Origin of the sequence: Ideonella benzenivorans, from assembly GCF_020387415.1 — a bacterium.
In the GTDB taxonomy this organism is placed as follows: domain Bacteria; phylum Pseudomonadota; class Gammaproteobacteria; order Burkholderiales; family Burkholderiaceae_C; genus Ideonella; species Ideonella benzenivorans.
The window spans coordinates 1-24,395 of the sequence record NZ_JAGWCB010000021.1; the positions used below are offsets into that span (position 1 = coordinate 1).

Consider the following 24,395-nt stretch of genomic DNA (forward strand, 5'->3'; position numbering starts at 1 on the left):
TCCTGCCAACGGACCCGACAACGCGCGCTTCGACGCCTCGATCATGCAGGGCCCGCAGGACGTCAGTGGCGGTCTCTAGGCAGCGGCGCTTGCGCTCCTGCGCGGGGTCCTCGAGGACAAGAGTTGCCTGGGGTGGGCCGCTGATGGAAGCGAGCCGGACTACATGAGCCTTATGCACGACATCGAACACCTCAATGAACAGCGTATACGGCGCCTTCAGCGTGAGCCAAGCTGCATTCTTAATGTTGTCGTCCCGGAAAGCCACGATGCCCTGGTCGGGTAGAACGCGGCAAACGAAGTCGATGATGAGCGCCGAGTCCACTCGAGGTACGCGCAGCGTGACCTTTTTGCGCTCAGCGTCCACCAGCGCTTCGACAGGGAGGTCCGAAAGCTCTGACATCGTGTGCTTCATGAGCGAACGCGTCATGAGTACACCCCGTGCGCGATGCGGCCTAGGAGGTCCTTCAGTGCCTCAAGCCCGCCGGGCTCCTCAAGCATGTCCTTGGGCAGCCGACCACCGAGTTCGAAGGCCGGCGCTCTAAGCCACCTCTGCAGCCAGGCCTCGTCGAGTCCTAGCTGCAGGGCGTGTTGGGCGAGCTGGCGGAAGATGTCGGAGTGCGTTGCGTGGGCCATTTGCACGGCGACTGCCTTGACTGCGATGTAGGCGGCACGCAGGGCGTTGGCGTCGGCCAGGGCATGGTGGCGCGCGAGTCCGAGTCGTCGGAGTTCATGAAAGCACTCCTCGGCGGCAATCTCACCCTCCGGACTCCCTGTCAGTGCACCGACGTCGACGGGAGTCACCACCGCGCGGACTCTCTCCCAGAGTCCGAGACTCAAGTCATGAATGGCGCGCTCCATCAGTTCGAAGTCGGCCCAGTAGTCGAAGGCGACCTGGACCGGAGTCCCGGACTGGGCTGCGAGTCCTAAGAGCCACTCGGCGGTCCGTCGGCCCATCTCGGGGTAGTCGCACGGAGCGCCAGGGACGAGTCCCCACAGGTCCAGAACTCCGTCGTAGCGCACGAAGTCGCTGGAGGCCCGTTTGCGGGCCTGGCCGACCTCTGTGGACAGGTCGAGCTCAACGTAGTGCTCGCAGCCATCGAGTGTGACCAGGCCGAGGCTCAGGAGCTCGGGGGTAACCAAGCTGGTGAATTCGGTGTCGAGGAAGGAAAGCGTGCCCATCCATTATGGATACCACGTCGACCGCCGAGTGCCAAGGGAACACCAGGGTGAGGGAGGGTACGATGGTTTTTGAGATATTCGCTACGCGAGTGCTATGGTGAATTTGCAACGCAATTGCACCGTAGGCGTTCACTGAACGCAGTGGTGCGTTTTTGCTCCGTCGGCGGCAAATTGGAGCCACACCAGAGTTTTTGCCCCACTTTTCCCCTGCGACTCACAAATCTCATCACGTTTCGCGCCAAGGCCCCCCCGTGTAGCTCACATTCGTGGGTGACGCATCGCCTACATATCAAGGATATATCTATTTAAAATCAATGAATTAGCGCTATACGTGATGACTTTTGTGAGTCCTCGCTTGGTGCCGCGCCTAGCGTCAAGGCGCCAACTCTTTGAAATCAAGGACTTAGCGCTCGTGAACTCACAAATGTCATCACGTATTGCCGGGCTGTGGCTTCGGATTGGCAAGGCCCCCCGTTTTACTCACATTGGGAGGATGTCACCGCTTGCTGGGCGCAGGGAACCAGGCTCGTGCGGCCTCCGGATTCGCACGCTTCCATTCCTCAAGGTCGCGGCCTTTCAGCCACCAGTCGCCAGGCCTGGTGTCCTGCAGTCGCGGCCCGGCGCTGTCCGCCCGTGGCTGCGTCTCGAGAAAGGCTGCCCTCTTGCGTTCTGGCGTTTCCGGCCGGACGAACACTCCGCGCACCGGGTCCCACCTGACACCGGTACCAGGTGCAAGCTTGCCAAACGGCTTGGCGAGGCCAGCAGCCATCTCCGGAAACAGCAGCGATAGCAGCCGGTCACCAGGCATCGAACCATGCGCGCTGCTCGGCACTGAGGGGCGGCGGGTACGCCTTGGCGGCGATGAAGTAGATGGAGAGCGTCGACAGCCGAGAGCCGCTCGTCTGCCGGATGGCATTCAGCACACCCATGAGGTTGTCGAAGCGATAGCCCACTGGCCGCCCGAGCATGATGGACAGCACTCGGGACAAGATGGCGCCATGGCCGACAAGGTTCTCGTCGGCCGCCTCCGGGTAGCCGTGCATCCCCAACTTGTCCGCGGCATCAGCAACGCGCTCGCGGGCCGCTCGGACGGCGTCGGCGTCCCCGCCGGCTGCGCGGATGTCGAGCATGCGCATCACCGCATCCAGATACTCGGCGCCGACCTCTGAGACTGGCGTCGCCAGGACTTGCGTCCGGCGCTCGGCGAGCCACCGCTCCCGCGACTCCCGCTCGGCCTGCTCATCGGCCACCTGCTTGGCCAGCCTGCCCAGCAGCGCGGAGCGCTGCCACTCCAGGTTCGGATGGAAGAGCCAGCGTTTCGTTGCCACCTCGTCCACCACCAGGTGCTTCAGCTCATCCCGGTTCACTCGGCCGCCGGCCAAGCTCAGGTCAATCTCCAGAGTCGCCTCGCCGGTTGCCCGAATCCGGCCGAGCCGCTCTTCGTCGACAGGGTTCGTCACCGTCACCTCAATGAGCAGCGGCAGGTGCCGAGCATGTCCGTCGTCGCCAAAGGCTTCGGCGGTGATGTCGGGGACCAGGCGGCCGTACCCTGTCTCCAGCTGCACATTGACCAGGCGCAGCTCTTCCTCTTCCTCGACCCACCGGCCGTGCAGAGTCTGTCCGTCCAAGCCTGGCACCTCGACTTCGACGGTTACCTCTGGGACGGTGAGCCGGCCCACCTCCGCCAGGATGCGCTTGACCTCATGGTGGAGCACCGTCTCACGGCGAAGCGCTGGGTCCAAGCCTTCCGGAAGCTCCAGGCCATCTGGGATGTCGTCGAAATAGAAGTGCGCCCGGGCGCGGGCTGCCGCCTCGGCCTGGGCCAGCAGCTCGACGTCGTTCCAGTGGGCGTGCCAGCACAGCTCGTTCGGCTGCAGGCGCGCCCGTCGGCGTAGTTCCTCTGGCGCCAGGGCGGCGAGCTGCGGATCGTCGATGGCAAGGTAGATGGTTGGGACGGGCTGGCCAGAAGGACTGAGCTTGGCCGGGTCGCCGGGCGTGCCGGTCAGTTCCACCTGCACCTGGCGGCCGTCGTCGAGCGTGATGACCGCGGTCGCCCTGTCGCGGTAGTCGACCTGGCTGATGCGAATCCGGACGGGAGCTTCTTCGACCCAGGCCTCGTGAAACTGGCCGCTGAGGCCAGCGACCCGGGCGGACATTCGGCGTCGAGGCAGGTCGAGCCAGCCGTCTTCCTGCAGCTGCCGCAGCGCCGCGGCGCGCGCGGCCAGCACCAGGCACTCGTCGCGCTGCGCACCCTCAGGGTGCCTGAAGTGCGGCCGCCTCAGGAACTCGCTCTTGGCGGCGTTCACCGCCGTCAGCGGCTTGCCGCAGCTCGGGCACTCACAGCCGCACTTGGCCCCGCGGTGCGCGGCGTCGAGCTCGAGGATGTAGCGAGGTTCACCGGTCTCCGCGTCACGGGCCCAGGCCATGACCAAGTCGGCCAGCGCCTGGCGGGCGCCAGCGCCATCGGTGACGACGAGGTTGGGTGCGTCGCTCATGGGGCCCAGTTTCGCATGGGCTACGCGTGGCTGTACGAGGCCAAGGGCCCCGGAACGTGGTTACCTACCCAAGGTCGCATCAAGCTCATGGGTAAGCAGGTAGATGTCTGCCCAAACGTCCAGCTTGATTTGACTGAACGCCTCGGCTGCAATTGCCAGATGTGCTTGTGTGCCCCAGGCAATTTAGGACGCAGGCAGCAAGGCTATGCCTACAACGCATGCGATATAGAAAAACCTGCCATGAAATTTCATCTTCATTAAGGAACCTCTGCATAAATCGAGAGCGATCTGCTACGGACGATTCAGCATCAGTGTTGCGGGCGACCGATTGGATGTAAGTCGTTGATTCTTCGTGCCCGCGGCGACCGGCGGTTCGCATGGACGGTGGACTGCCACGGCGGATTTCGATTTATGCAGAGGTTCCTTAAGCGTTCTTGCATGTATTCAGTTAAAACATATCGCAGGCACCTTATCGAACATTGACCTAACCTGAGCCAACCGTACATTCTCAGGCAGAGCTGACCTCCCAGCATTCCTGATGCTTAATGCTATTGGCTTGCAAGCGGGATACGCCCCTTTCTCAACTTGTCTTGCAAGGCCATCAGCATAGGCAGCAACACGATCACGAGATGATATTTCAGGAGCCTGCTCGACTGGCGCCGGGGTCATCTCCGCCTTTTTCTGTTTCAGCCAGCTCGCTAGATAAGGAGGAGCGCTCTCGCCAGACGCCCCAAATCCAAATGAGGACAACTTTGATTGATCCTCCATCATGACACCAAATACCTCTCCAGATTGAGTATTTATCGCGAAAGCCGCTTCGTCAACACCTCCCGAATGGGGAGCAAGCCCAGCGCCGACGACCCACACGCCCCGTTGTTCAGCCTCACTTGCAACTGTCAATCTTTCAACGAATTTCGCATATTCTGATTTGGTGATATTTTTAAACTTCTGCCTCCAATCCTTGGACCTGACTATGTCATAAGGGTGCATACCTACCAATCGACCCTCTACCACCTCACGAACAGGAGGTGAGCCGCACTGCTCTTTCACAGCAGCCTCGACAGCCCACATTCCATCCTTTAATTGATCAACTGAAGACATCGCCTTTTCCGCACAGGCATCATATTCAGATGGCGAAATTTTTGTTTTGGCTGCCGAACTAGCTCCAGCAGCCATCATCAACGCCAATATAAATGAGGCTTGATAAAGCCTATACATCCGAAGCACCTTTGAACCCTCGCTCAAAATATTTTTACACTATCCTCGCCGGCCTGATATTTGCTTTTTTTAACTCTCTTGGCAGCGTGACCGAAGCCTATAGTTTTTTGCAACGCGGCGGCACCGTTTTTGCGCCGCACCGGATTTCGCAGGCTCTTGACGCACGAACGTCACGGCAAATTCTAGGTATGTAAATTACGCCAAAAAAAATTGATTCACCGCACCTCTGGTGCCGTCAGCCCACCTTTCTCCGTACCGCTGAAGCCCATACTGACGGCAGATCGTGACCCGAAGCGGTCCGAAGTAGAAGTCCCCGGCATCCACTCTTCGGCGGATGACCGGGCGTAAAGCCCCCCGCCCAGCACCGTCGGCGCCTCGGTATCGCCGCATAACCAGCCCAAGCTGTTGTCCGCATCCCCGTGGGTCAAATTTCGATCGGCGCCAACACGTAAGCTCACCCACCAAGTAGACAGCTGAAAACCAGAGAATGCGGCCCAAGTCGAAAGGAAGAGGCCGATGAGGAAGAGCAAGTTCACGGAGAGCCAGATCGTGGCAATCCTCAAGGAGGGCGAGGCAGGCGTGCCGGTGGCGGAGGTCTGCCGCAAGCACGGGATCAGCTCGCCGACGTACTACGCCTGGAAGAGCAAGTACGCAGGTGCGACGGTGTCCGACCTGACGCGCATGCGCGAGCTGGAGGCGGAGAACGCGCGGCTCAAGCGCATGTATGCCGACCTGGCGCTGGAGAACGCAGCGATCAAGGACGTGCTGACAAAAAAATTCTGACGCCGTCCGCGAAGCGGCAGGCGGTGGCGGTCATGGTGACCGAGCACTGCCTGTCGATTCAGCGAGCCTGCAGAGCCACAGGCTTGTCGCGGGCGGCGTACTACAAGGTGCCGCCGCTACCGCAGGAGAAGGATGCCGAGGTCATCGACGCGCTCAACGGCGTCGTCGAGCGCAATGGCCGCTGGGGGTTCTGGAAGTGCTTTGACCGACTGCGCCTGGATGGCCGACCGTGGAACCACAAGCGGGTCTGGCGGGTGTACTGCGAGTTGGGCCTGAACATTCCTCGCCGAACGAAGCGGCGCATTCCCAAGCGCGAGCCGGTGCCGCTGGCAGCGGGATCGTTGATCAACCAGGGCTTGGCCTTGGACTTCATGCACGACGTTCTCTACGACGGCCGCCGGTTCCGAACGCTCAACGTCATCGACGAAGCCAACCGAGAGGCCTTGGCCATCCAGGTGGCTCAGTCGCTGCCCGCCTCGATGCTGATCCGCACGATGGACCGCCTGGTGGACTGGTACGGCGCGCCGCTGTCGATCCGCATGGACAACGGCCCGGAGATGACCAGCCATGACTTCGTGGAGTGGGCCCAGCGCAAGGGCATCGCCTTGAACTACATCGAGCCCGGCGAGCCCAACTAGAACGCCTACATCGAGCGCTTCAATCGGACCTTCCGCACCGAGGTACTCGATGCCTACCTGTTCAACTCCATCGAGCAAGTTCAGGCCATCGCCAACGACTGGCTGACCCAGTACAACGAGTACCGACCGCATGACGCACTGGGTGGCGTGCCGCCCAAGCAGTTCATGCCCAGATTGATCACCACAACCGCCGCAGACTCTAGAAATCAACTGTCTGCTTGACAGGTGAGCTTACGTAACCTCCACCCATCGCCTGAAATAGTGCGGCACTATCGGCAAGCCGTTGCGCCTGCGCTGCGACCAAGGCAATGCTACTTTGTTGAGCCTGCTGCCTTGCAATCAGCAATTGCGTGTAGCTGGCTGCGCCAAGCGCATACTGACGCCCAGTGGATTCAAGGGAAGACTGTGCAGTTGAGTCTGCAAGCGCGAGTGAACTCAATGCCTGTGCATCGTGCTCCAGTGCGCTCAATGTGTCCGCCACGTTGCGCAGAGCGTCGAGCACAACGCCCTGATAATTTGCCGCTGCGGCATCCAATGCTGCCAGCGATGCCCGTTTTTCTGCGGGTAGTCCCGGATTGAATAGTGGCTGGGTCAACTGCCCCAACACACTCCAAACAGCAGAGTTGCTGCCAAAAAGAGCCCCGGTTGTGAGTGCTTGCGAGCCAAGGTTTGCACTGAGGTTGATTTGAGGATACAGCTTGGCGATCGCCACCCCATATTCGGCATTCGCCGCGTGGAGCAATGCTTCTGCCGCCTGAATATCAGGCCGTCTGCGCACCAGATCAGAAGGCATCACAAGAGGCAATTCGGTGGGCAGTTTGAACTCGGCCAAAGTGAAATCGGGCACCTTCGCGTCACCAGGGGCCTGGCCGGAAAGCGTGGCCAGAAGATGCTCACTTTGTTGCAGTTGCTTGAGCAAAAGGGGTAGTCCAGAACGAGTTTGTTCGGTCTGCGTTTGCTGTGCAAGCAGCTCGTCCGGTGCTGCTTGACCAAGACGCACCCGCTTGCGGATGACATTGATCTGCTCGTCCTGTGCTTCGACCATCGCTTTGGTGGCCGCAAGCTGACCCGCGAGTTTTGCTCGGACAATGGCGGTGGTGGTGATATTTGCCGCAAGGGTCAGTTGCGCGCCCGCCAGTTCATGGCTCCGGTAGTCCACACGAGCGGCCAGCGCTTCCAACGCACGACGATTCCCTCCAGCCAAGTCGAGGCGGTAATGCACGCCAACGCTGGCGTTGTGAAGACTGAACTCACGTGCATCGCCGGCCAGTCCGAGACCGCTGGGGCTCATCCGTTGGCGTTGCGCACCGATATTCGCATCGACTTGGGGGTAGCGCGTTGATCCCGCTTGCGCAGCATGAAGCTCCTGCGCCTGCAGCAGCGTCGATTTTGCAGAGGCTAACGTTGGACTGTTTTGTAAAGCCAGTGCAATCAGTGCATCGAGTCTGGATGACCCCAGGCTGTGCCACCATTCCAAACTGACCTCCCGACCGACCCGGAGGGTTTGCACCTCCCCCAAAAGGATTGCGGCCGAGGCGGTTTGCGCTGGCATGGTGGCAACGGTGTAATTAGATGTAGTCGGCGCTTCGGGGCGTTTGAAGTCAGGCCCGACCGCACAACCAGCCAACAAACCAACAAGTGCGAGAGATGTAAGGGCTCTGGCCGGCCATTGACTGGGTTTCGTGCATTGGCCTGTGCAAGTCAGGTCATCGGTTTTCATAAAAATGCTCCATGAACGGCTTACGGAAGCTCTGATGACAACCGAGGCAGCTTTGTTGTACCTTCGAAAAAGCAGAGATAACGGCTAGACCATCACCACGCTTGGCTGCGTCGCCCATAGCAGTAGCAGATTCGTGCGTCTGCCCATCGTGGCTGCGAAACTTCCCAGCATCGGTTCCGAGCCAAGCAAGAATGCGCATTTTTTCCGCGACGGGAGGCTCTGCGTGGTTGGCAATCTTCGGAGCCAACTCGACAACCACCGCCCACTCTTCCTTGGAAATTGCGCCTGTAATGGCCTGCATGTCGCGGCCTAATTTGTCCATCACACCGCGTAGTGCCATCGGCTTTGCGGGTTTTTCCGTCTGCGCGCCGACAGGGGTGGCTGATATGGTCATCACCGTGAAAAGCACGGCGGAAATGACCAGGAACGGTTTTTTAGTGCTGTTCATGAGACCCCTTCTTTTTTCAGCGACATCGATAACGAGTGGCGCAGTCATTCAAAACTGCGCCCTTCACCCGCTTCCTCGTGAGTGACGCCATCGCGGATGTGGTAAATGCGCTTGAACGTCGGGATGATTTTTTCGTCGTGCGTGACGACGATGACGGCGGTTTCAAAACGCCGAGCCATGTCGTTGAGGATGCGGATGACAGACATCGCACGCACCGAATCCAGCGGTGCCGTTGGTTCATCAGCCAGGATCACTGGTGGTCGATTGACCAAGCCGCGAGCAATAGCCACGCGTTGCTGTTCTCCGCCTGAGAGTTGTGACGGCATGGCCTTGGCGCGGTGCTGCACATCCAGAGCGGTGAGCAGTTCGAGCGCGCGTTTTCGCGCATCGTCATTGCCGGCACCCGCGAGCATCGGCAAGAGCGCCACGTTATCGGTGACATCGAGAAACGGGATCAGGTACGGCGCTTGAAACACGAAACCGATCTTGTCGCGGCGCAAAGCCCGCAGGTCGCGCACTTTCCATTCATCGTCGAAAATCACCTCGTTTCCCAGCACCATGCGACCGGCGGTGGGGTCAATCACGGCTCCCAGGCACTTGAGCAACGTGCTCTTGCCGGAACCGGAAGGGCCGATCAGGCCAACCACCTCGCCCGGCGCAACCTGCATGTTCACGTTCTTCAAGGCGAGAACCGCAGTGTCTCCCTCTCCGTAACGCTTGCTCAAGCCTTCGATGTGAATGCCTTTTGCCGTCATGTTCAGCCTCCAATCGCTTCGGCCGGATCGACCTTCAGTGCCATACGGATGGCGACAACGCTGGCCAGCACACAAATAACCATCACCGCGAAGAAACCCAAGATTGAATCGATGGGCATCAGCAATACGTATTTGGGAAATAAGGGTGCAGCGAAGGTAGCCGTGATCTTGCCAACGACAAAACCGATGACCCCAAGTACCAACGCCTGATGCAAGATCATTCCCGCAATGGTGCGGTTGCGTGTGCCGATGAGCTTGAGCACCGCGATTTCGCGAATTTTGTCCATGGTCAGGGTGTAGATGATGAATGCCACGATGGCGGCGCTGACCACAGCCAGAATCACCAGAAACATGGCGATTTGCTTGGCGGATGTGGCAATGAGTTTGCCTACCAAAATCTCTTCCATCTGTGCGCGGTCATAAACCGTGAGCCGCTTCCAGCGTCGTATCGGTTCGGCCACCTCCTGTGGAGAGTATTCGGGTTGGATACGAACCAGCACGGCATTCACCGAGTTGTTGCTGGTTTGTGAGGCAATCACAGCATCGAGCAGACCGGGCACGCCGGGGCGGTTGAAAACCGGATTGGCTTCGGTGCGGCGACGCTGCATCAGGATGGCATCGTTGTCTTTGAGGAATTGCGCTTCTTGCGCATCCTTGAGTGGGATAAACACCATCGGATCGCCACTGGAGGAAACCATGCGGCGGGTCAGGCCAACGACTGTGTAATGGTTGCGGCGAATCTTCACCTCATCGCCCAGCCGAAACCCTGTGGCGATGTCCGCTACCGCCTCATAGTGGCCACGCGTAATCTGGCGTCCCGCGACCAATTGAGGTGGCCAGCCTGATGTTCCCGGTTCGCCTGCCGCGATGCCCACGACCATGGCACGAACATCTTTTTCACCTCTTCCGACCTGCATGGTCAGGTAGGTCACATTGGCGGCCTCTGCCACGCCCGGCAGAGTGCGGATGCTGCGCCACAGGTCATCAGGGATGCTGGAAGACTCGGCATAAGGGCCCAGGGTGTCTTTCTGTACCACCCACAAGTTGGCACCACTGTTGTCCAGCAACACCTTACCGTCATCGACCATGCCGCGATACACACCCGCCATGGTCAGCGTGACGCCAATCAACAGGCCCAAGCCAATGCCCGTAAAGATGAATTTACCCCAGGCATGAAGGATGTCGCGTCCGGCCAGGCTGATCACGGTGAGACTCCTGGCAGACGATCGACGATGTTAATCCGACTCTTGGCGCTGAGTGTCTTTTCGCTGTAGAGCACGACCTGATCGCCAACGCTCAAGCCCTCAACTACCTGAACCAGGCCATCAAGACTGGAGCGGCCCAGCACGACCGGAGTGAAAGTCAAACCTCCTTCAACCAGCTTCCATACACCGCGTTTTCCATCGACTGTCCGAATTGCGGCATTGGAGATGGTCGGCGCGGCAGGCAATTCGCCCAGTTGCACAGTCACCTCCGCCAACTCACCCAATGGTGGAAGTGGTACTGGAGGCGCGTTGAAAACGATTTTTGCCAGGGTTTCCTCAGTCACGGCATCGGCGCGAGGCTCGATGCGCAATACGTGTCCCGCCACAGCCTGAGATCGCCGTGATCTCAGAACAATCTTGGCTGGAAGCCCTGTAGCCAGTCCCTCGGCACTGATTTGATCAAAGCGTGTATCAACCCACAGGCTTGCGGTGTCAATTACTTCGATTACCGCTTGCCCCGCCACCACCGTGGTGCCAGGGTCTGAATCGCGTGCTGCGACCAGTCCGGCAACCGGTGCCACTAACCTCAAGTTTCCGCGTTGAGCGCGGAGCGCTTCCAACTCTGCGCGCAGACGCGCGATATCTTCTCGCGAGGCGACCAATGCCGCGCTCGCCACAGCCAGTTCTTGCCGTTTGGTGACTACCGTTTCTTCGCTGGTGCCACGCACCGATAAAAGCTGCTCATAGCGTGTGGCCTGTGTCTGCGCGAAAGTTTCTTTGGCAGCAGCCTGTCGAAGTGCAGCTTCGGAACTCTTGATTGCAGCCTGCTGAGCGCTGATGCGATCGTCCAGGTCCACCGCATCCATTTCACCGAGCACTTGCCCTGCTTTAACGGTATCGCCGACATGCACATCCAAGCGTTTGACGCGCCCGGCAACGGTGGGGCCGATTTTGTAAGTAAAGCGCGCTTGCACTGTCCCTATACCAGCTAATGCTGGGGCAACGGAGCGGGACTCTACCGTGCTGACAGTAGCTGCAACAGGAGCCAATGGCCCTGAACGCAAAGCAACATAGATGAAAAGCAGTAGAAGTGGAATGATGACGGCGACCAGGGCCAATGTGCGGCGTTGTAGACGTGGAAATTTCATGACGCACTCCCAATGCCACGACGATAGATTGCAAAAACACCAGAGGCATCGCGACGGATGCGAGCGGCGTCACCCGCGATGAGCGACTGCATCACCAAGCCCTGGATGGAGCCGATGAACGATACCGAGGCAGCCTCGATATCGAGGCTGGCATTAAGCTCGCCTATCGCCTTGCCCCTCTCCAGCAGATGGCGCAAGCGTTCTCCGTACCGCTGAATCAAGGTCTGAACCATCCTTTTAGGGAGTGTTTCTCCGGGCCGCTGCAACTCTCCGAAGAGCATCCGTGGCACGCCTGGATGCTCGGAAACGAAGTCGATATGAGCCATGAAGACCGCTTCCAGCGCGGCAAGAGGAGAAGTGATGTTCTGGGCCGCCTTGTCTACTCGGGAAAGAAGACGCTCAGCTACCCACGTCATCACTGCTTCGAGAATGGCATCCTTGGTGGGGAAATGCCGGAACAGCGCGCCTTGGGTCAGGCCCATGCGCTGCGCGATCGCCGTGGTGGTGATGTCGCTGGGATTCTGCTCAGCCGCCAGGTTGATCACCGCCTCTACGGTGGCCGCTCGCCGTTCATCAGCCGGAAGGTGCTTAGGGTGTTCGCTCATCGCCAATCCAAAAGAAAGTAAGTTATTACTATCTTATCAGGTTGTGCGATGAGAGCAAGGCCCTATCTGACAGCACCTGTTGGCGCCGACTGAAACTTGACCCCACCGGGGGTGCGGACAAAAACTTGGACTGGTTATGCAGCCAGACCGAGGCTCCTGCGGTGCTCGGCGGGGCTGCGGAAGCCAAGTGAGCTCTTGATGCGAACCTCGTTGTACCAGCGAATGTACGCGTCCAGCGCAACAACGAAGTCATCGATGGTCGTTGTGAGCCAGTCTCGTGCGAAGAACATCTCGGTCTTCAGCCGGCCGAAGAATCCCTCGCAGGCAGCGTTGTCGGGCGAGCATCCCTTGCGCGACATCGAGCGGACCAGTTTCGCCTCCGAGATTCTCGTCAGCCAGCCTGGCCAGCGATAGTGCCCGCCGCGGTCGGAGTGGACCATCGGCCGTTCACCGCTGGCCGCGACCTTGTCGATGGCGGCATCCAGCATCGTGTTGACCAACTCAGCGTTCGGTCTCGTGCCGATGGACCAGCTGACGACCATGCCGTCGAAGCAGTCGATCATTGGCGACAGGTAGACCTTGCCCGCCGGAATCTGGAACTCCGTGATGTCGGTCAGCCACTTCTCGTTCGGAGCATCGGCGCTGAAGTCGCGGTTCAGCAGATTCTCCGGCGCCGGACTGATCTCGCCCATGTACGAACCGTATCGGCGCCGTTTGCTCGTCGCAGCGACCAGGCCCTCCTGCTTCATCAGGCGGCGAACGATCTTCTCGGAGATGCTCACGGATCGATCGCTCAGCGAGGCGTGGAGCCGCCGGTAGCCGTAGCAGCGGTAGTTGCGCTCGAAGATGTCGGTCATGGCCTGGCGCACGTCGGCGTACTTGTCGGCCATCCCCAGCCGGGCCCGATGGTAAAAGTAGGAACTGCGCGGCAGGTCCAGCTCGCAGAGCAGTTCGGTCAGCGTGTATGTCGATCTCAGGGCATCAACCAGCTGCGTCTTCTCTCGATTCGTCAGCTCTTGCCGGTCGATGCCCAGTTCTTTTTTTAAGAGCTCATTCGCCTTCTTCAGCAGGTCCTTCTCCAATTGAAGGCGCCTGATGTCTTGTCGTAGCGCCTCGACCTGGTGTTCCAGTTCGGCTCGATCAGAGGTTGTCGGTGCGTCTTGTTGGCGCTTCATGGGTACGGGTGCATCTGGGCCAAGCAGCTGATTCTTCCACTTGTACAGCGAGCCCCGGGACACGCCAACATCGTCGGCCACAGCCTGCGCGCTCGCCGGGCGCATGCAAAGGGCGATGACCGCGGACTGCTTGGCCTCGGGCGCAAGTTCCGGGATCTGACCAGAGACCTGAGTAAGTGCCTGCGGATAGACCTGCCCGAGCCACGCAGACAACAGATCCCGCGAGGGATAGCCCAGTGCCTTGATCGTCGAAGCGATACAGCGGCCGTGCTCCAGGTAGTGCTCGACGGCACGATCCTTTTGCGCCTGCGAGTACCTCGGCGGACGAGCGTAGCCGGCGGGCAAGTGGCCGCGCTCCTCGTACTCGCGGTACCAGCCCTTCAAGGCGTTCTCGGTCGGGTAGCCGAGCTGGCGAATCGTCGGACCGACGCGCTTGCCCAGCTTGATGTAGAGCTTGACGGCTCGAAGCCGATCTTCGTATGAGTACATGAACTACCCCTCCAGGTAGTCCAAGAAATCGTCCGCACCCCCCTCGCTCGGATTTCGGCGGAATAGCACATGGCTCCAGTTTCTCTCATCCTCTAGTCGCAGAGCCAGGCTCTTCCCTAGTCGACGACCTAAGGAGTTCCACCACCGGCCTGGCTGACGCGATTCATCCGACGGCACATCGCCCACTCGGTCTTGTCCTTGCGAACGCCGTCCTCGACGGTTTGCCACTGCATGTTTTTGGGGTCATCAGGTCCCCCCGCGCACAGTGGCGTTATGTGGTCCACGACCCAGCCCGGGCATGCCCCGCGGGCCTTACCCGTCGAAGGGCATGGGTGCTCGCGCACGAACGCTGCCCGAGCGGCAGATGACCTTGGCGCCGCTGGAACCGACGCTGCTGCGAAGACCATCAGCAACAGGAGCGCGCTTCGAACCATCTTTACGCCCTCGCGATTGGCATCTCAGCCCACGACGTCGTGTACCTCGGCGTCCGCCGTTCCTGCTTCATTGCCCATGTCCGCTCAGCGGCTCGAGCTGCAGTGCCGGCGCTGGCTATGCTGATGGCGCCACGACCGTATCTCTCATTCACACGGTCCATCGCCGACATCAGGCGTGCGCGCTCGTCGCGCTCTTTGACAGGCCGGCCTTGTGGGTCGAGCCCGCCAACAAGGTCAAGCTCATGCTGCACAACGGTCGCAGCCTGCAGGTCGACCAGCATGACCCCGGCCTTTGCGAACTTGTAGCCGGCCTTGTAGAGTGCCTTTAGGCCAGATACCGCGGATGTGACGATGAGGCCGGTGTTGGCCGTCGGCCTCCGCAATGGCACGGTGACGGTGCGGCTGTATTGCCGGTCGCGCTGGCGGAATGGACTGGTCATGACGAAGATCATCACGGCTCCGGCGACGCTCGACTAATTGCGTAGCTTCTCGGCGCCCCGGGCCGCGAACGTGGAAATCGCTTCGGTCAAGTCTTCGAGCGTGCACACGGGGGCACCGAACGAGCGCGAGCACATGATTTGCCGCTTCGCCGACGGTGCGTCCTCGAGCTCGATGCACGGAGTACCTCGGAGCTCTAGCACCGTGCGTTCGAGCACAACGCTGAAACGCTGACGAAGCGTGGCCAGGTCGAACGCCCTCAGTGCCTGGACCGTCGTCACGCCGGCATCCGCGAGCTGCCTACCGATGCGCGGACCTATGCCCCACACCTCCCCCACATCGGTTGCCGCCAGCAGCTCGTCCAACCCCTCCTCTGCCAGCTCGCCCAAATTGCAGACCTGCGCCAGTCGCGCAGGGTAGGAGCCTGGCTTGCGCTTTGCAGACTTTGCGATGTGGTTGGCGAGTTTCGCCAACGTTTTGGTTGGCCCAATGCCGACGCAGCATGGGATGCCCGTGACCTGCAGAACCTCATCCCGCACGCGCCGGCCGATGTCGCTGAGGTCACCTCGGATTCCAGCAAAGTCCAGGAAGCACTCGTCGATTGAGTAGATCTCCTGGCGTGGCGCGTAGCGACCGATGACCTGCATCATGCGGTCAGACATGTCGCCATAGAGTTCGAAGTTTGCAGACAGCGCGACCAGGCCGGCCTCCTGTTCGAGGTGTCGGATTTCAAACCACGGTTGTGCCATCTTCACCCCGAGGGCTTTGGCCTCGTTGGACCTGGCGATGGCGCAGCCGTCGTTGTTGCTCAGGACGACGACTGGCCTGCCCACGAGGGCGGGCCGGAAGACCCGCTCGCACGAGACGTAGAAGTTGTTGCCATCGACCAGGGCCAGCATGCTCAGCTGCCGTTGTGTCGAGCTGGCATGCAGTCTTGGTAGCCCGCGCAGACGACATTGATGTCGCCTTGTCGCTTCGACCGCTGGCCAACGATAACCATCAGAGCGCTGGAGATGGCAGCCAGGCCATTCGACATCTTGAGCGCTGTGACGAGTTCGTGCACCGCGTTGCCATCGACTCTCCGCAGCGGGTGGATGCCGGCATGGATGTACGAATTGAGGACGTCCCAGGAGCTTGTACGGAACTCGCGCAATGACCGTTTCAGGTCATCGGGTGCCTGAGATTTCTCAATGGCGGTGAGCAGCTCCGCGGCCAGGCCGAGGCTCTTTGCAGCCTTCAGAGTGCCCGGCGTCAGCGGCGCAGCCAGGGCAGCAATGTCGGAAGCATCGGCCGCGAAGAGCGCCCACACCGCACGCAGTACCGCCTCGTACTGCATTCGCAGCAAGCCGATGGCAGAGGCGCCGAGGTCGGCTTCAAGGGTCAGGCGAAGTGCGGTTGAGTGTTGGTGGGAGAGCAGCAAGGCATCCATCGTGACGGTCGCGCGCTCCGCCGCGGGCACGGCGTCCAGGTCTCCGACGGCCTCAGCCAGCGCCTCGTGTAGCGCGTCGCTGCGCTCTAGCAAGATGTCCAGCTCCATTTCAGCCTAATCAGCTTTCCGGTCGAGCCGCGTAGGCCTCAGCGAACGCCTTGAGCATGGCATCGTTCACCTGCGGCAGACCGTCGACGACCCGCTTCGCCCAGTCGAAATAATCCTGGCGTCGAGTTAACGACCAGTCGGCCGGTGGCGTGGCAGCAATGTCTCGGAGGTTGCAGGTCTTGTCCGCGAGCTTCACAAGCGCAGCGCCTGTGCTCTTGTGCGGTGCGTGCTCGACCTGCAGTTCTTTGCGCCGCTGTTTCGGTAGCGCTTTGTCGTCTGTGACCTCGATGACGATATCGGTCACCGCCTCTCCGAAGCGGGCGCGGAGTTCAGCCTCAGTGGTGTCTGTGTCCTCGATGGTGTCGTGCAGGATGGCCGCCTGGAGCACCACGACGTCGTCGACGCCACCTGTCGTTGCCAGCAAGTGGGCCAGAGCGATGGGGTGGTTGATGTACGGCGAGGCCTCGGCGTCCTTGCGGCGCTGATTTCGATGGCGCTCGGCCGCGAACATCACGGCGTCGAGCAATGCTGGTGCGATGCGTTGTTGATTCATTCGACTCTCCCTCAGGTTGCCCCGCGCTACACGCGCATCTGCTTGATGGCGTTGGTCACCACGCCCCAGATTTCGACGGTTTGACCCTCTCGGGGCACGATATCAGGGTAGGTCGGGTTGGCCGCCTGGAGCTTGATGTTTGAGCCCCGGCGCCAGAGGCGTTTGACGGTGAAGTCGTTGTCGACCACGGCGACAACGATGTGGCCATGGACTGGCTTGATAGCACGGTCAACGAGGACGACGTCGCCATCGTCGATGCCTGCCTCTCGCATCGACGCCCCCCGCACCCGCATCAGATAGGTGCTGAGCGGGTGTTTGATGAGGACCTCATTGAGGTCGACGGGTTTCGCCGCGTGGTCCTCCGCCGGCGATGGAAATCCGGCAGCGATGGTCGCAGCGATGGCCAGCACCGGAGTGCAGCCTAGCTTGAGCTGGGCTGGCTGGCCGGGGGAGAGGTTCGCTGACTCACAACTGTACATAAACACAGTATATGCCTGCGCTCTTTGGCGCCGGCAGCTCTCGCTGGTGTCGCGCCATCACAGCTAGGCCAATGATTCCCAGCCAAGCCTCGAGTTGCAGTGTCTGGACACCACCTATGTGGCCACAGATACCATTGATTCATGCTGCATGCCCCCTACTTCCCATACCGCGCCATCAAGAATCGGCCCTACTTTGACGCCTTCATGGCGCTTCCGAAGGAGGACCGTGGCTGGGATGCGCTGGTGCAGATGGCGCTGTTTCGCACGCTCGACTCGTTCGGCAGAGAGCACAAGAAGGAGCAGCGGCCAACCACGTGCGCCATGAACGAGGCATGGCTCAGCGACACCGTCGCACGCTTCTTTGACGGTGGCCAGGTGGTGTTCCATATCGAGCCCAGATTGAAGGAGGCCTTCCAGGCCTCCGACCTCGGCGATGCAACCGCCGAGGACCTCAAATTCCCCTTCGATGTGTTCTATGTGCACCTGGGGGCCGACCTAGGCATGACCTTCAACGCCGGGGCCGCGCGACTCGAAGGTGTCTTTATCAACCGGAGCCAAGAGGGCCAGGTGGTGATGACTCTCGCTGGAGAACTCGTCGACGAGCCGTCCCATTGGGGGGAGCGCGGCCTCGAGTCGTTTACGTTCCACTTCGCCAAGGAGGACCTCGACAAGCCACTACTCTTGGCGGCTCGGGCTCACCTGGAGAAGAAGTCGCAGGACCCGAACGACATCCCTGAACTGGCCGACCTCACTGGGTTTGCAGAAGCCGAGCGCAACGACATCTTGGAGACCTGGAAGTCGCACGACGAAGAGCGAAGGATGCATGCCGCCAACGTTGACGTCGTGCTTGAGTGCGTACGGATCGCCGCCAACGCACTCCTGTACGTGTCGCAGTACCCGGAGGATATGGCCAGCGACTATCAGGACGGCTTTCCGGCCGGCTTCAGGGAGAAGATTGAGCGCAGCGACGGCAAGACGCGCGAGCGCACCCTCTCCAAGGCGCGTAGCGCTGGCTACACGCTTATCAAGCGTGTTGGTCAGGTGTTCGAGCGCGCGGAATCTGCCGAAGGCGGCGAAACCCCGTCACCTCATCTGCGGCGCGCTCATTGGAGGCGTCAGGCCCACGGACCACGCGGGTCACTCCGCAAGCTAATCTGGATTCGGGCTGTGCGGGTGCTCGGCGGCACTCACCGCGAGCGACCCTATCTCATTGTCGACGGTGCTGTTTCCACCGCAGCCTGATGCCGCCGGCTCATCAGGTACTCGAGAACCGCAATGGACTCAGACGACGTCGACCGGCGCCGGAAGCACGCGCTGGTACCGCGCCATCACTGCCGGGTCCGTGACACCCAGCCACCGGGCGACTTCACCTGGCGCCTTCCCCCGCCGCAGCTGCCGCAGCGCGAAGGTGTGACGCAGCCGGAAACTTCCGCCATCGACGTCGTCAACACCGGCGGCCTGCAGGACCTCCTTGGTGGCGTTGTACTGGGAGACCCGACTCCAGGGCTTGCCGGTGCGCGTAGACGGGAAGAGCGCCTGGCCATTGATACCCTGCTCCGAGCGCAGCTGCAGCCAATAGGCGAGGAGCTGGCCAGCCCAGGGCGCCAACGGAGTCTCGCGAGCCGGAGCCGCGGCATGACCGCGGACGCGCAACTTCCACGGCATAGATTTTGTTCGGCCACCATCGACGACTACATCCTCGAGTTCTAGTGTCCGGACTTCACCGGGCGTGACGCCGGCACCGAGAATGAGGGCGACTGCCGCACGGTTTCGGACGTCTTGCCAGGCCTGACCACCCGCGCTGCGGCCGGGGCGCACAGCTGAAAGGAAGGTCACCAGGCGCTTGGCCTCTCCGGCGGGCAGGAAGGCCGGCAGAGGGTCCTTCTCCGCGGCGTTGGCGTAGCGGTACTCCGGACGCTGCTCGAGCAGTTGCGTGGCCGCGTGGTTCGGATGCGTTCCGAGGCTACGCGACCGGTTGGCCAGCACGCGGTCGACCAGGCGCAGGAACCTCCAGGCGTGCCTGGCTGAGATGTTGTCGCGGCCGCCGCGAGAGCTCAGGAAGCGCTCCAGGTCCATCGGTTCCAGTGCATCAAGGGCAACTCCCTCGCCAATGCACCAGGCGCTCCATGCCGACCACATCGCTTCATAGACCGTGACTGACGAGGCCTGCCGCAGGCGCCCTGCCCTTTGCTCGCCCTTGAGCCAGCTGGTCCACGACTCCGCAAACACCGAGGGACTCGACGCAGGAGTTGAGAGTTCGGCGAAAAGGTCGAGGGTGGCCATTCGAAAATGAATTAACGCCGTTGCCGTTTCATTCTAGAGCCCTGCCGCCCACAGTTGCATCGGCATCCAACAAAGCTATGCAACCACGCATTGAAAAAACCGGCTTTGCCGTTAATTCATTTTCAAGAAGTCGATGAACGCATGGGCCTCATCAAGCCCGCCGGCGAGCCCGGCGCCATGGCACCGCACCTAGGCTCGTTCAGTCGCGATGGCTCAAATTTGCGAAGTCCCAAAGGTCTGTGAGCTTGGCCTCTTGCCAAGAGAACTCGTTGCCCGGGACGACGGCGCTCTCGTCTTGGTCCACTTCAACACCTTCGCACGCATCAAGCTCAGCCAAAAATTTGGCGAATGCGTTGTTGATGTCCTTGCGGCCTTCAATGTCGCCATTCCAGACGTCCTCGTCGACGACAAAGAACACGACGACGTGGTAGGCCTGCTCTGCACCGAGCTCTTCTTCTTTCTCGACGATGCCAACGCGCACCTCGGCGATTTCATCAACCAGGTCGTCAAGTGCATCCTCGAGGGCATCGCGTACCGTCCGGACACGGTCGCAAAACTCGTTTGGCCACGAGGGCCGTCCTGCTCTCAAGGAATACCATGCGAGCACCTTCTGAGATGCGTTGGCAGAGAGCTGACGCCCCTCGTCTGGGCCTTGTGCTACCAGCAGCTCGCGCGGTACGACGTAACGGTCGGCGATGGCATGTGCAGACAGCACAAGGTCCTGGTGTGTCTCTCGATTTGGCCTGAAATCCAGGTATCGAGTTGACTGAAGGTCCCGTCGACCTCTGCGAGGCTTCCCAGCATGAGGTCTGCAATGGAGCACCTCCACGAGAGGCTCAGCCTCTTGCTTGGCAGCGACAACATCGCAGGTCTGTGAGACCACCACCAGCCAGTCGGCTTCGGCGACCTGTGTCGGCTGCTGTCCAGGCCGCGTCAGGTGAGGAGCGAGCGCGGGCAGCATGTCAGCCGGCACCACGGAGCCGGTCTTCCACCCACGCTGAGCAACCTCGTCACCAAACGCCAAGGCCTGACCTCACTCATCCGACGGAAGCGAGCGCACCGATAGGCGCCGTGTGAAGCCGGCCTCACGAAGACGCTGGCTGCGCGATTTCGGGCGCTCTTGCAGCTTGCCGACGAGCTCGTCGAATGCAGCAATCACACCGACGTCATCGATAACGTCGGCAGACAGCAAAGCGAATACAGAGGCACCAGCTGCCAGCGGTTCCTTGGCGACAGAACTGAGCGGCGCGGACGAGCGGGCCGCCCACTCCTTCGCGATGCGCTCGACAGTCGCCAGGCGCGCGCGACTGGCTTCCTGAAGCTTGATGTCGTTGGCCGCATCGAGCCATTTGTAGAGCTGAGGACGCGTGATACCGAGCACCGCGGCCAAATCTTGGATGGTGAAGCCGAATGCTGCCTGAAGCGACGAGAGCCGTTCGACTCTCCAGCGGGCCGCCGCTGTTGTTTGCCGAGGTGCTACCGACGCTGCCTTCTTGAGGGCCTCCTTCGCTTGGCTGGTCCAGCGGCTCCAGCTGTTGTCGGCCTGGTGTTCATCGAGGTCGACAATCAACTCCGGTGCCGTCGTCGGCCACGACGCGTTCAACACGACAACCTTAGTGCCAGCTGTAAGAGGAGCCTTGAGCACTCGCCCCGGCACTCCGGCACCTACGAGGTTGGAATGAGTGCCAGACAAGGTTGTGGAGGAGTAGTTGAACTGCACCATGAACGGCTCATGGTTCTCCACCACATCCTCAATGCTGTCTGCCGCTTTGATGATGTCGCAAGGCCGACGCTGCAGCAGTGCGGCGTGCCTCGCCGTGTAGTGGCGACCTTGGATTGTGTTGCTCACATCCATTCCCGTTTTGCTAGGTCGGACAGTGCTGACTTGAACGTTTTCGACGTGAGCTTCTGCATCTCTGTGTACGCACCAAGCAGCTCACCAGCGTCAAATACCTTGCCGATGTCCTTGAGGCAGTCAGTATCCACGAATCCAATCGTCGCCTCATCCCTGAGGCGCTTCTCCGCGTCCAGCATGACCACTGGCTTGTTGAGCGGCAGCGCATTGAAGTCCGGCGGCAACAGGAGCCCTCGCGGTGTCGGCGCAGCAGCACGCAGATTGACTAGGCTACCGTCGAACTGAAAAGCCGACGCCCACATCGAGCCATTCGCGCGCCCGCCTTCTGGGGTGATGCCCTGCAGGGCCGGCGCTAGGTAGTCTGCCGGCGAGCGTCCTTCAGCAGGCACAATGAGGTCGACATACCGCAGGCCGGCACGCTCGACGAACGCCCCGAGATTCGCGCCCTGGATTGCATCGAGGACCTCAGCCCAGCGGCCGAGGAAGTCGCTCGACTGGACGTAGCTCGTGGCGTGCAAGGAGATGGAGCGCGTCCCCAGCTGTACTCCATGTTTCTGGTCGACCGACATCAGTTGCCAGAGGGGCTGGGCCGATGTCTTTGCACCGTCGATGACGAGCTCATTGGCCTCGATGGTGCGCGGGAAGGCACTCCGCAGCCTGTCCTGCAGACCGGGAACCTTTGCCGCCATCGAGTAGTAGGGAGAGATGACCAGCTCTGCAACGACATATGCAAGCGGTGGCCTCCGCCACGTGCCGAGCGCGGTGTTGGTCATGATCTTTCCTTCCGGGTAGCAGTTGCCAGGGAGCGCTCTTCTGCGGAGCGACTGCAAGTAGTTTACAGAGTAGTTGACAGGCTCGGGCGCGGATTTGTTCCCTAATTCGTTAAGAAAACACCTCTGTGCCAGCCCGCCCACTCCGCATGTCCATAGTATGGACATGCGGTGGGGATCTGCCTGAAACGGAGCACGCCGTGCAGGATGTCCCTGGGGCAACTCGCCTCAGCGCTCTCGAGACATCGCGAACTCAAGCAGCTCGGTGTCTGTCACCTCACCTGGCCACAGCACCGTCGCCAGCCATCGGAAGAACGCACTGCTGGCTACCCGGCTCGAGACGCCATCGCGGCGCCAGGCCTTGGCTATCGGAGACGCAAGGTCGCCGAAGGCTTCAGCTTCGAAGCGCACAATGTGCTCAGCCTTTGCGGCCTGGTCGAATTCAGCAAACCGCTCCCTGGCTTGGGCAAGGCGGGCTGCATGCCACTCATCGCGTAGCTGCTGCAGTTTCTCCGACACGCTCGGGATTTGCGGGGCAGCGTCTGGCTCATCCTCGCCCTGGCCACCAGCGTATTGCTTCTTCAGGGCGTCCCGCATGTAGGCAATGGGCGACTGCAGCGGCGGAAGCGTAGTGCTCTTCTGGCGCTGCTCGACGTGCTCGACGGCGGCTCGCAGCACGCCCTCATCGGTCACAGCGTAGAGGTCCTGCGCGTCCGGCCGCTTCATCCCAAGCGCAACAACGCGCTCGACCAGTTCAAGGTCGAAGACATTTTTCGCGCCCTCCTTCATCCCCTGGAGGGTCGCTTGCACCTTCGGAACCACGCGGAACTGCAGCTCTTCGACCTTGCGGCCGCGCCGGTGTTCGACGACCTCCATGCGGAAATCCTCGCTCAGTGCATCGAGTTCGGCCAGCGCCTTCTTGATGGTGTCCCGATGCAGGATACGGTAGTCGACAGTCGTGATGTCACTCCGGCCAGTCAGCACCGAGGCCCACCAAATGATGTCTTCGCGCATCGTCAGGCGACCAGGGGACGTCAGGTAACGAGCACCGAGTTCATAGAGCACGGCCGCAGCGTAACTGCGCATCTGAGAGCTGATCTCAAGGAGCACGCGAGTGTATTGAGAGGGCTTGACGAGCTTTTCGCGGATGTCATCGTCGTACGACCAGGTGATGGTGCAGGGTTGACCCCGCCCAGGCTCGTCTATGTCGACTTTGCCGAGCAGCGAGCGAGAGGACCAGCGCTGCCCTTTGCCGACACTCGCGAACCACTCAATGGTCGTCGCCTGCATGTCGCGCAAATGCGACTTGAGGAGTGACGTGTTGTTCGAATTAAAGCGCGCGTCGTCGATGAGCTCGGAGAGCAGGATTGTGTACGTGGGTCGATCTACGCCCTGCTGCTGAGCGTGATACAGAAGCGCATTGAAGATGCGACGGGATAGCAACGTGAGCTTCCCTCGCTTGGGACGAATAGCGATGGCCTCGTTGGCCTTTGCGATGGACTGGTCGTCGCGTTCGCGACCCGATGGCTGCGCCGCCTTCGCTGCGTGAGGTCTCGTTTGATCCGAATGAGTGACTTGTGTTGCATCGCTGTCAGTCATGGCACCCTTTGCACAACGAGCGCTTCACCCGTGTTGCTCGTATTGTGAATTGTTCATTTCACAATGACCAGTGCGCTGGACAAGAACGCGCCTTGAAGATTTGAAGATTTAACACTTGAAGAATTGAAGAGTTGGTATCCGAAAAATCGTATTCGAATCAACGAGTTAGCATCACTTTTCCTTGTGGATATGGGGATGTCGCGGAGAGTCTTTGGGGACCCTGGGTTGTGGATTTGGGGAACGCGCGCCGGGAAACGGAGAGTTTTTGGGGTTCTTTGTGAGTGGACTTGGGGATGTGGTCAGCACAGTGCTCGATTCCTGCATCTGACAGTGCGCAGCACGCGAGATATCTTCAAAACTTGCGCACTGATGGGGTGGTCTGATGGCCCATTCCCCAAAAGCTCTCACATTGACGGGCAAGCATCGGTCACTGAGCGCGCCTGAATCCCCAATGGTTCTCCACTTCGACGCCCCCAAGGTCTCCGAATTTCGGCGATTAGACGTTTCCCAGTACACTCGTCGAAATTCATCGAATGGGGATTTTGCTGTGAATGCGCCTGAGACCGCTGAAGAAGAGCGAGACGCTGGC

At 60.6% G+C, this 24,395-nt stretch carries 21 protein-coding genes and 2 pseudogenes; 2 read left to right on the forward strand and 21 right to left on the reverse strand.

What is annotated here, in order from left to right; genetic code table 11:
• The 4 genes from KGA65_RS20630 to KGA65_RS20645 all read right to left on the reverse strand — a co-directional run.
• Positions 1 to 427: hypothetical protein (locus tag KGA65_RS20630; protein WP_225865020.1), on the reverse strand; the 427-nt coding region annotated here is incomplete at its 3' end.
• Positions 424 to 1,179: an MbcA/ParS/Xre antitoxin family protein gene (locus KGA65_RS20635; protein WP_225865021.1), complete on the reverse strand. Its 756-nt coding sequence runs from the start codon at positions 1,177 to 1,179 to the stop codon at positions 424 to 426. The genes KGA65_RS20635 and KGA65_RS20630, both read right to left, overlap by 4 nt.
• 797 nt (positions 1,180 to 1,976) lie before the next feature.
• Positions 1,977 to 3,674, reverse strand: coding sequence for a hypothetical protein (locus KGA65_RS20640; protein ID WP_225865022.1), 1,698 nt, complete (start codon positions 3,672 to 3,674; stop codon positions 1,977 to 1,979).
• A gap of 444 nt (positions 3,675 to 4,118) precedes the next feature.
• Positions 4,119 to 4,892, reverse strand: a complete 774-nt coding sequence (locus KGA65_RS20645; protein WP_225865023.1) for an Ivy family c-type lysozyme inhibitor — start codon at positions 4,890 to 4,892, stop codon at positions 4,119 to 4,121.
• Positions 4,893 to 5,408: 516 nt separating this feature from the next.
• On the opposite strand from KGA65_RS20645, the pseudogene KGA65_RS20650 reads away from it, so the two are divergent.
• Positions 5,409 to 6,535, forward strand: a pseudogene (locus KGA65_RS20650) (IS3 family transposase).
• On the opposite strand, the gene KGA65_RS20655 reads toward KGA65_RS20650, so the two are convergent.
• The 12 genes and pseudogenes from KGA65_RS20655 to KGA65_RS20705 all read right to left on the reverse strand — a co-directional run bounded on the left by KGA65_RS20655 (position 6,513) and on the right by KGA65_RS20705 (position 17,299).
• Complete coding sequence (locus tag KGA65_RS20655) at positions 6,513 to 8,033, reverse strand: efflux transporter outer membrane subunit (protein ID WP_225865024.1); 1,521 nt, start codon at positions 8,031 to 8,033, stop codon at positions 6,513 to 6,515. The pseudogene KGA65_RS20650 and the gene KGA65_RS20655 sit on opposite strands and share 23 nt — an antisense overlap.
• Complete coding sequence (locus tag KGA65_RS20660; protein WP_232476748.1) at positions 8,020 to 8,427, reverse strand: cytochrome c; 408 nt, start codon at positions 8,425 to 8,427, stop codon at positions 8,020 to 8,022. Before KGA65_RS20660 ends, KGA65_RS20655 begins: the two co-directional genes overlap by 14 nt.
• 98 nt (positions 8,428 to 8,525) lie before the next feature.
• A complete protein-coding gene (locus KGA65_RS20665) occupies positions 8,526 to 9,236 on the reverse strand; it encodes an ABC transporter ATP-binding protein (RefSeq protein WP_225865025.1) in 711 nt (236 codons plus the stop codon).
• Positions 9,237 to 9,238: 2 nt separating this feature from the next.
• The gene (locus KGA65_RS20670) at positions 9,239 to 10,441 is read right to left on the reverse strand and encodes an ABC transporter permease (protein ID WP_225865026.1); all 1,203 of its coding nucleotides are present in this window, start codon (positions 10,439 to 10,441) and stop codon (positions 9,239 to 9,241) included.
• Positions 10,438 to 11,589 (reverse strand): efflux RND transporter periplasmic adaptor subunit, encoded by a 1,152-nt coding sequence (locus KGA65_RS20675; RefSeq protein WP_225865027.1) that lies wholly within the window; start codon positions 11,587 to 11,589, stop codon positions 10,438 to 10,440. The genes KGA65_RS20670 and KGA65_RS20675 overlap by 4 nt, the downstream gene beginning before the upstream one ends.
• A complete protein-coding gene (locus KGA65_RS20680; protein ID WP_089416614.1) occupies positions 11,586 to 12,194 on the reverse strand; it encodes a TetR/AcrR family transcriptional regulator in 609 nt (202 codons plus the stop codon). The genes KGA65_RS20675 and KGA65_RS20680 overlap by 4 nt, the downstream gene beginning before the upstream one ends.
• A gap of 134 nt (positions 12,195 to 12,328) precedes the next feature.
• Positions 12,329 to 13,858 (reverse strand): IS3 family transposase, encoded by a 1,530-nt coding sequence (locus tag KGA65_RS20685; protein ID WP_225865028.1) that lies wholly within the window; start codon positions 13,856 to 13,858, stop codon positions 12,329 to 12,331.
• A gap of 436 nt (positions 13,859 to 14,294) precedes the next feature.
• On the reverse strand, positions 14,295 to 14,462 hold the full coding sequence (locus KGA65_RS21240) for a DUF4113 domain-containing protein (RefSeq protein WP_510594499.1): 168 nt from the start codon (positions 14,460 to 14,462) through the stop codon (positions 14,295 to 14,297).
• Between the two features lie 78 nt (positions 14,463 to 14,540).
• Positions 14,541 to 15,629, reverse strand: a pseudogene (locus tag KGA65_RS21140) (Y-family DNA polymerase); the annotation flags it as partial.
• A 2-nt stretch (positions 15,630 to 15,631) separates the two neighbouring features.
• Positions 15,632 to 16,267, reverse strand: coding sequence for a DUF6988 family protein (locus KGA65_RS20695; protein WP_225865029.1), 636 nt, complete (start codon positions 16,265 to 16,267; stop codon positions 15,632 to 15,634).
• 10 nt (positions 16,268 to 16,277) lie between these two features.
• Complete coding sequence (locus tag KGA65_RS20700) at positions 16,278 to 16,820, reverse strand: HD domain-containing protein (protein WP_225865030.1); 543 nt, start codon at positions 16,818 to 16,820, stop codon at positions 16,278 to 16,280.
• A gap of 26 nt (positions 16,821 to 16,846) precedes the next feature.
• On the reverse strand, positions 16,847 to 17,299 hold the full coding sequence (locus KGA65_RS20705) for a LexA family protein (RefSeq protein WP_375142664.1): 453 nt from the start codon (positions 17,297 to 17,299) through the stop codon (positions 16,847 to 16,849).
• 141 nt (positions 17,300 to 17,440) lie between these two features.
• Here KGA65_RS20705 and KGA65_RS20710 point away from each other — a divergent pair, with 141 nt between their 5' ends.
• On the forward strand, positions 17,441 to 18,541 hold the full coding sequence (locus KGA65_RS20710) for an AcrVA2 family anti-CRISPR protein (protein ID WP_225865032.1): 1,101 nt from the start codon (positions 17,441 to 17,443) through the stop codon (positions 18,539 to 18,541).
• Positions 18,542 to 18,580: 39 nt separating this feature from the next.
• On the opposite strand, the gene KGA65_RS20715 is transcribed toward KGA65_RS20710, so the two are convergent.
• From KGA65_RS20715 to KGA65_RS20735, 5 genes are all read right to left on the reverse strand, one after another.
• Positions 18,581 to 19,582: a tyrosine-type recombinase/integrase gene (locus tag KGA65_RS20715; protein ID WP_225865033.1), complete on the reverse strand. Its 1,002-nt coding sequence runs from the start codon at positions 19,580 to 19,582 to the stop codon at positions 18,581 to 18,583.
• Between the two features lie 199 nt (positions 19,583 to 19,781).
• Positions 19,782 to 20,297, reverse strand: coding sequence for a hypothetical protein (locus KGA65_RS20720; RefSeq protein ID WP_225865034.1), 516 nt, complete (start codon positions 20,295 to 20,297; stop codon positions 19,782 to 19,784).
• A gap of 318 nt (positions 20,298 to 20,615) precedes the next feature.
• Complete coding sequence (locus KGA65_RS20725; protein ID WP_225865035.1) at positions 20,616 to 21,437, reverse strand: helix-turn-helix domain-containing protein; 822 nt, start codon at positions 21,435 to 21,437, stop codon at positions 20,616 to 20,618.
• Entirely contained in the window at positions 21,428 to 22,210 is a 783-nt protein-coding gene (locus KGA65_RS20730; protein WP_225865036.1) for a TIGR04255 family protein, read from the reverse strand. The genes KGA65_RS20725 and KGA65_RS20730 overlap by 10 nt, the downstream gene beginning before the upstream one ends.
• 225 nt (positions 22,211 to 22,435) lie before the next feature.
• Positions 22,436 to 23,806, reverse strand: coding sequence for a replication initiation protein (locus KGA65_RS20735; protein ID WP_225865037.1), 1,371 nt, complete (start codon positions 23,804 to 23,806; stop codon positions 22,436 to 22,438).
• Positions 23,807 to 24,395 lie beyond the last annotated feature (589 nt).

Bases quoted from the DNA above. Each gene is read 5' to 3' on its own strand.
- KGA65_RS20700 (WP_225865030.1), bottom strand. From the start codon at position 16,820: ATGAATCAACAACGCATCGCACCAGCATTGCTCGACGCCGTGATGTTC.
- KGA65_RS20715 (WP_225865033.1), bottom strand. From the start codon at position 19,582: ATGGCCACCCTCGACCTTTTCGCCGAACTCTCAACTCCTGCGTCGAGT.
- KGA65_RS20705 (WP_375142664.1), bottom strand. From the start codon at position 17,299: ATGTACAGTTGTGAGTCAGCGAACCTCTCCCCCGGCCAGCCAGCCCAG.
- KGA65_RS20680 (WP_089416614.1), bottom strand. From the start codon at position 12,194: ATGAGCGAACACCCTAAGCACCTTCCGGCTGATGAACGGCGAGCGGCC.
- KGA65_RS20675 (WP_225865027.1), bottom strand. From the start codon at position 11,589: ATGAAATTTCCACGTCTACAACGCCGCACATTGGCCCTGGTCGCCGTC.
- KGA65_RS21240 (WP_510594499.1), bottom strand. From the start codon at position 14,462: ATGTCGGCGATGGACCGTGTGAATGAGAGATACGGTCGTGGCGCCATC.
- KGA65_RS20660 (WP_232476748.1), bottom strand. From the start codon at position 8,427: ATGACCATATCAGCCACCCCTGTCGGCGCGCAGACGGAAAAACCCGCA.
- KGA65_RS20640 (WP_225865022.1), bottom strand. From the start codon at position 3,674: ATGAGCGACGCACCCAACCTCGTCGTCACCGATGGCGCTGGCGCCCGC.
- KGA65_RS20685 (WP_225865028.1), bottom strand. From the start codon at position 13,858: ATGTACTCATACGAAGATCGGCTTCGAGCCGTCAAGCTCTACATCAAG.
- KGA65_RS20645 (WP_225865023.1), bottom strand. From the start codon at position 4,892: ATGTATAGGCTTTATCAAGCCTCATTTATATTGGCGTTGATGATGGCT.
- KGA65_RS20695 (WP_225865029.1), bottom strand. From the start codon at position 16,267: ATGGAGCTGGACATCTTGCTAGAGCGCAGCGACGCGCTACACGAGGCG.
- KGA65_RS20725 (WP_225865035.1), bottom strand. From the start codon at position 21,437: ATGGATGTGAGCAACACAATCCAAGGTCGCCACTACACGGCGAGGCAC.
- KGA65_RS20730 (WP_225865036.1), bottom strand. From the start codon at position 22,210: ATGACCAACACCGCGCTCGGCACGTGGCGGAGGCCACCGCTTGCATAT.
- KGA65_RS20735 (WP_225865037.1), bottom strand. From the start codon at position 23,806: ATGACTGACAGCGATGCAACACAAGTCACTCATTCGGATCAAACGAGA.
- KGA65_RS20665 (WP_225865025.1), bottom strand. From the start codon at position 9,236: ATGACGGCAAAAGGCATTCACATCGAAGGCTTGAGCAAGCGTTACGGA.
- KGA65_RS20635 (WP_225865021.1), bottom strand. From the start codon at position 1,179: ATGGGCACGCTTTCCTTCCTCGACACCGAATTCACCAGCTTGGTTACC.
- KGA65_RS20655 (WP_225865024.1), bottom strand. From the start codon at position 8,033: ATGAAAACCGATGACCTGACTTGCACAGGCCAATGCACGAAACCCAGT.
- KGA65_RS20710 (WP_225865032.1), top strand. From the start codon at position 17,441: ATGCTGCATGCCCCCTACTTCCCATACCGCGCCATCAAGAATCGGCCC.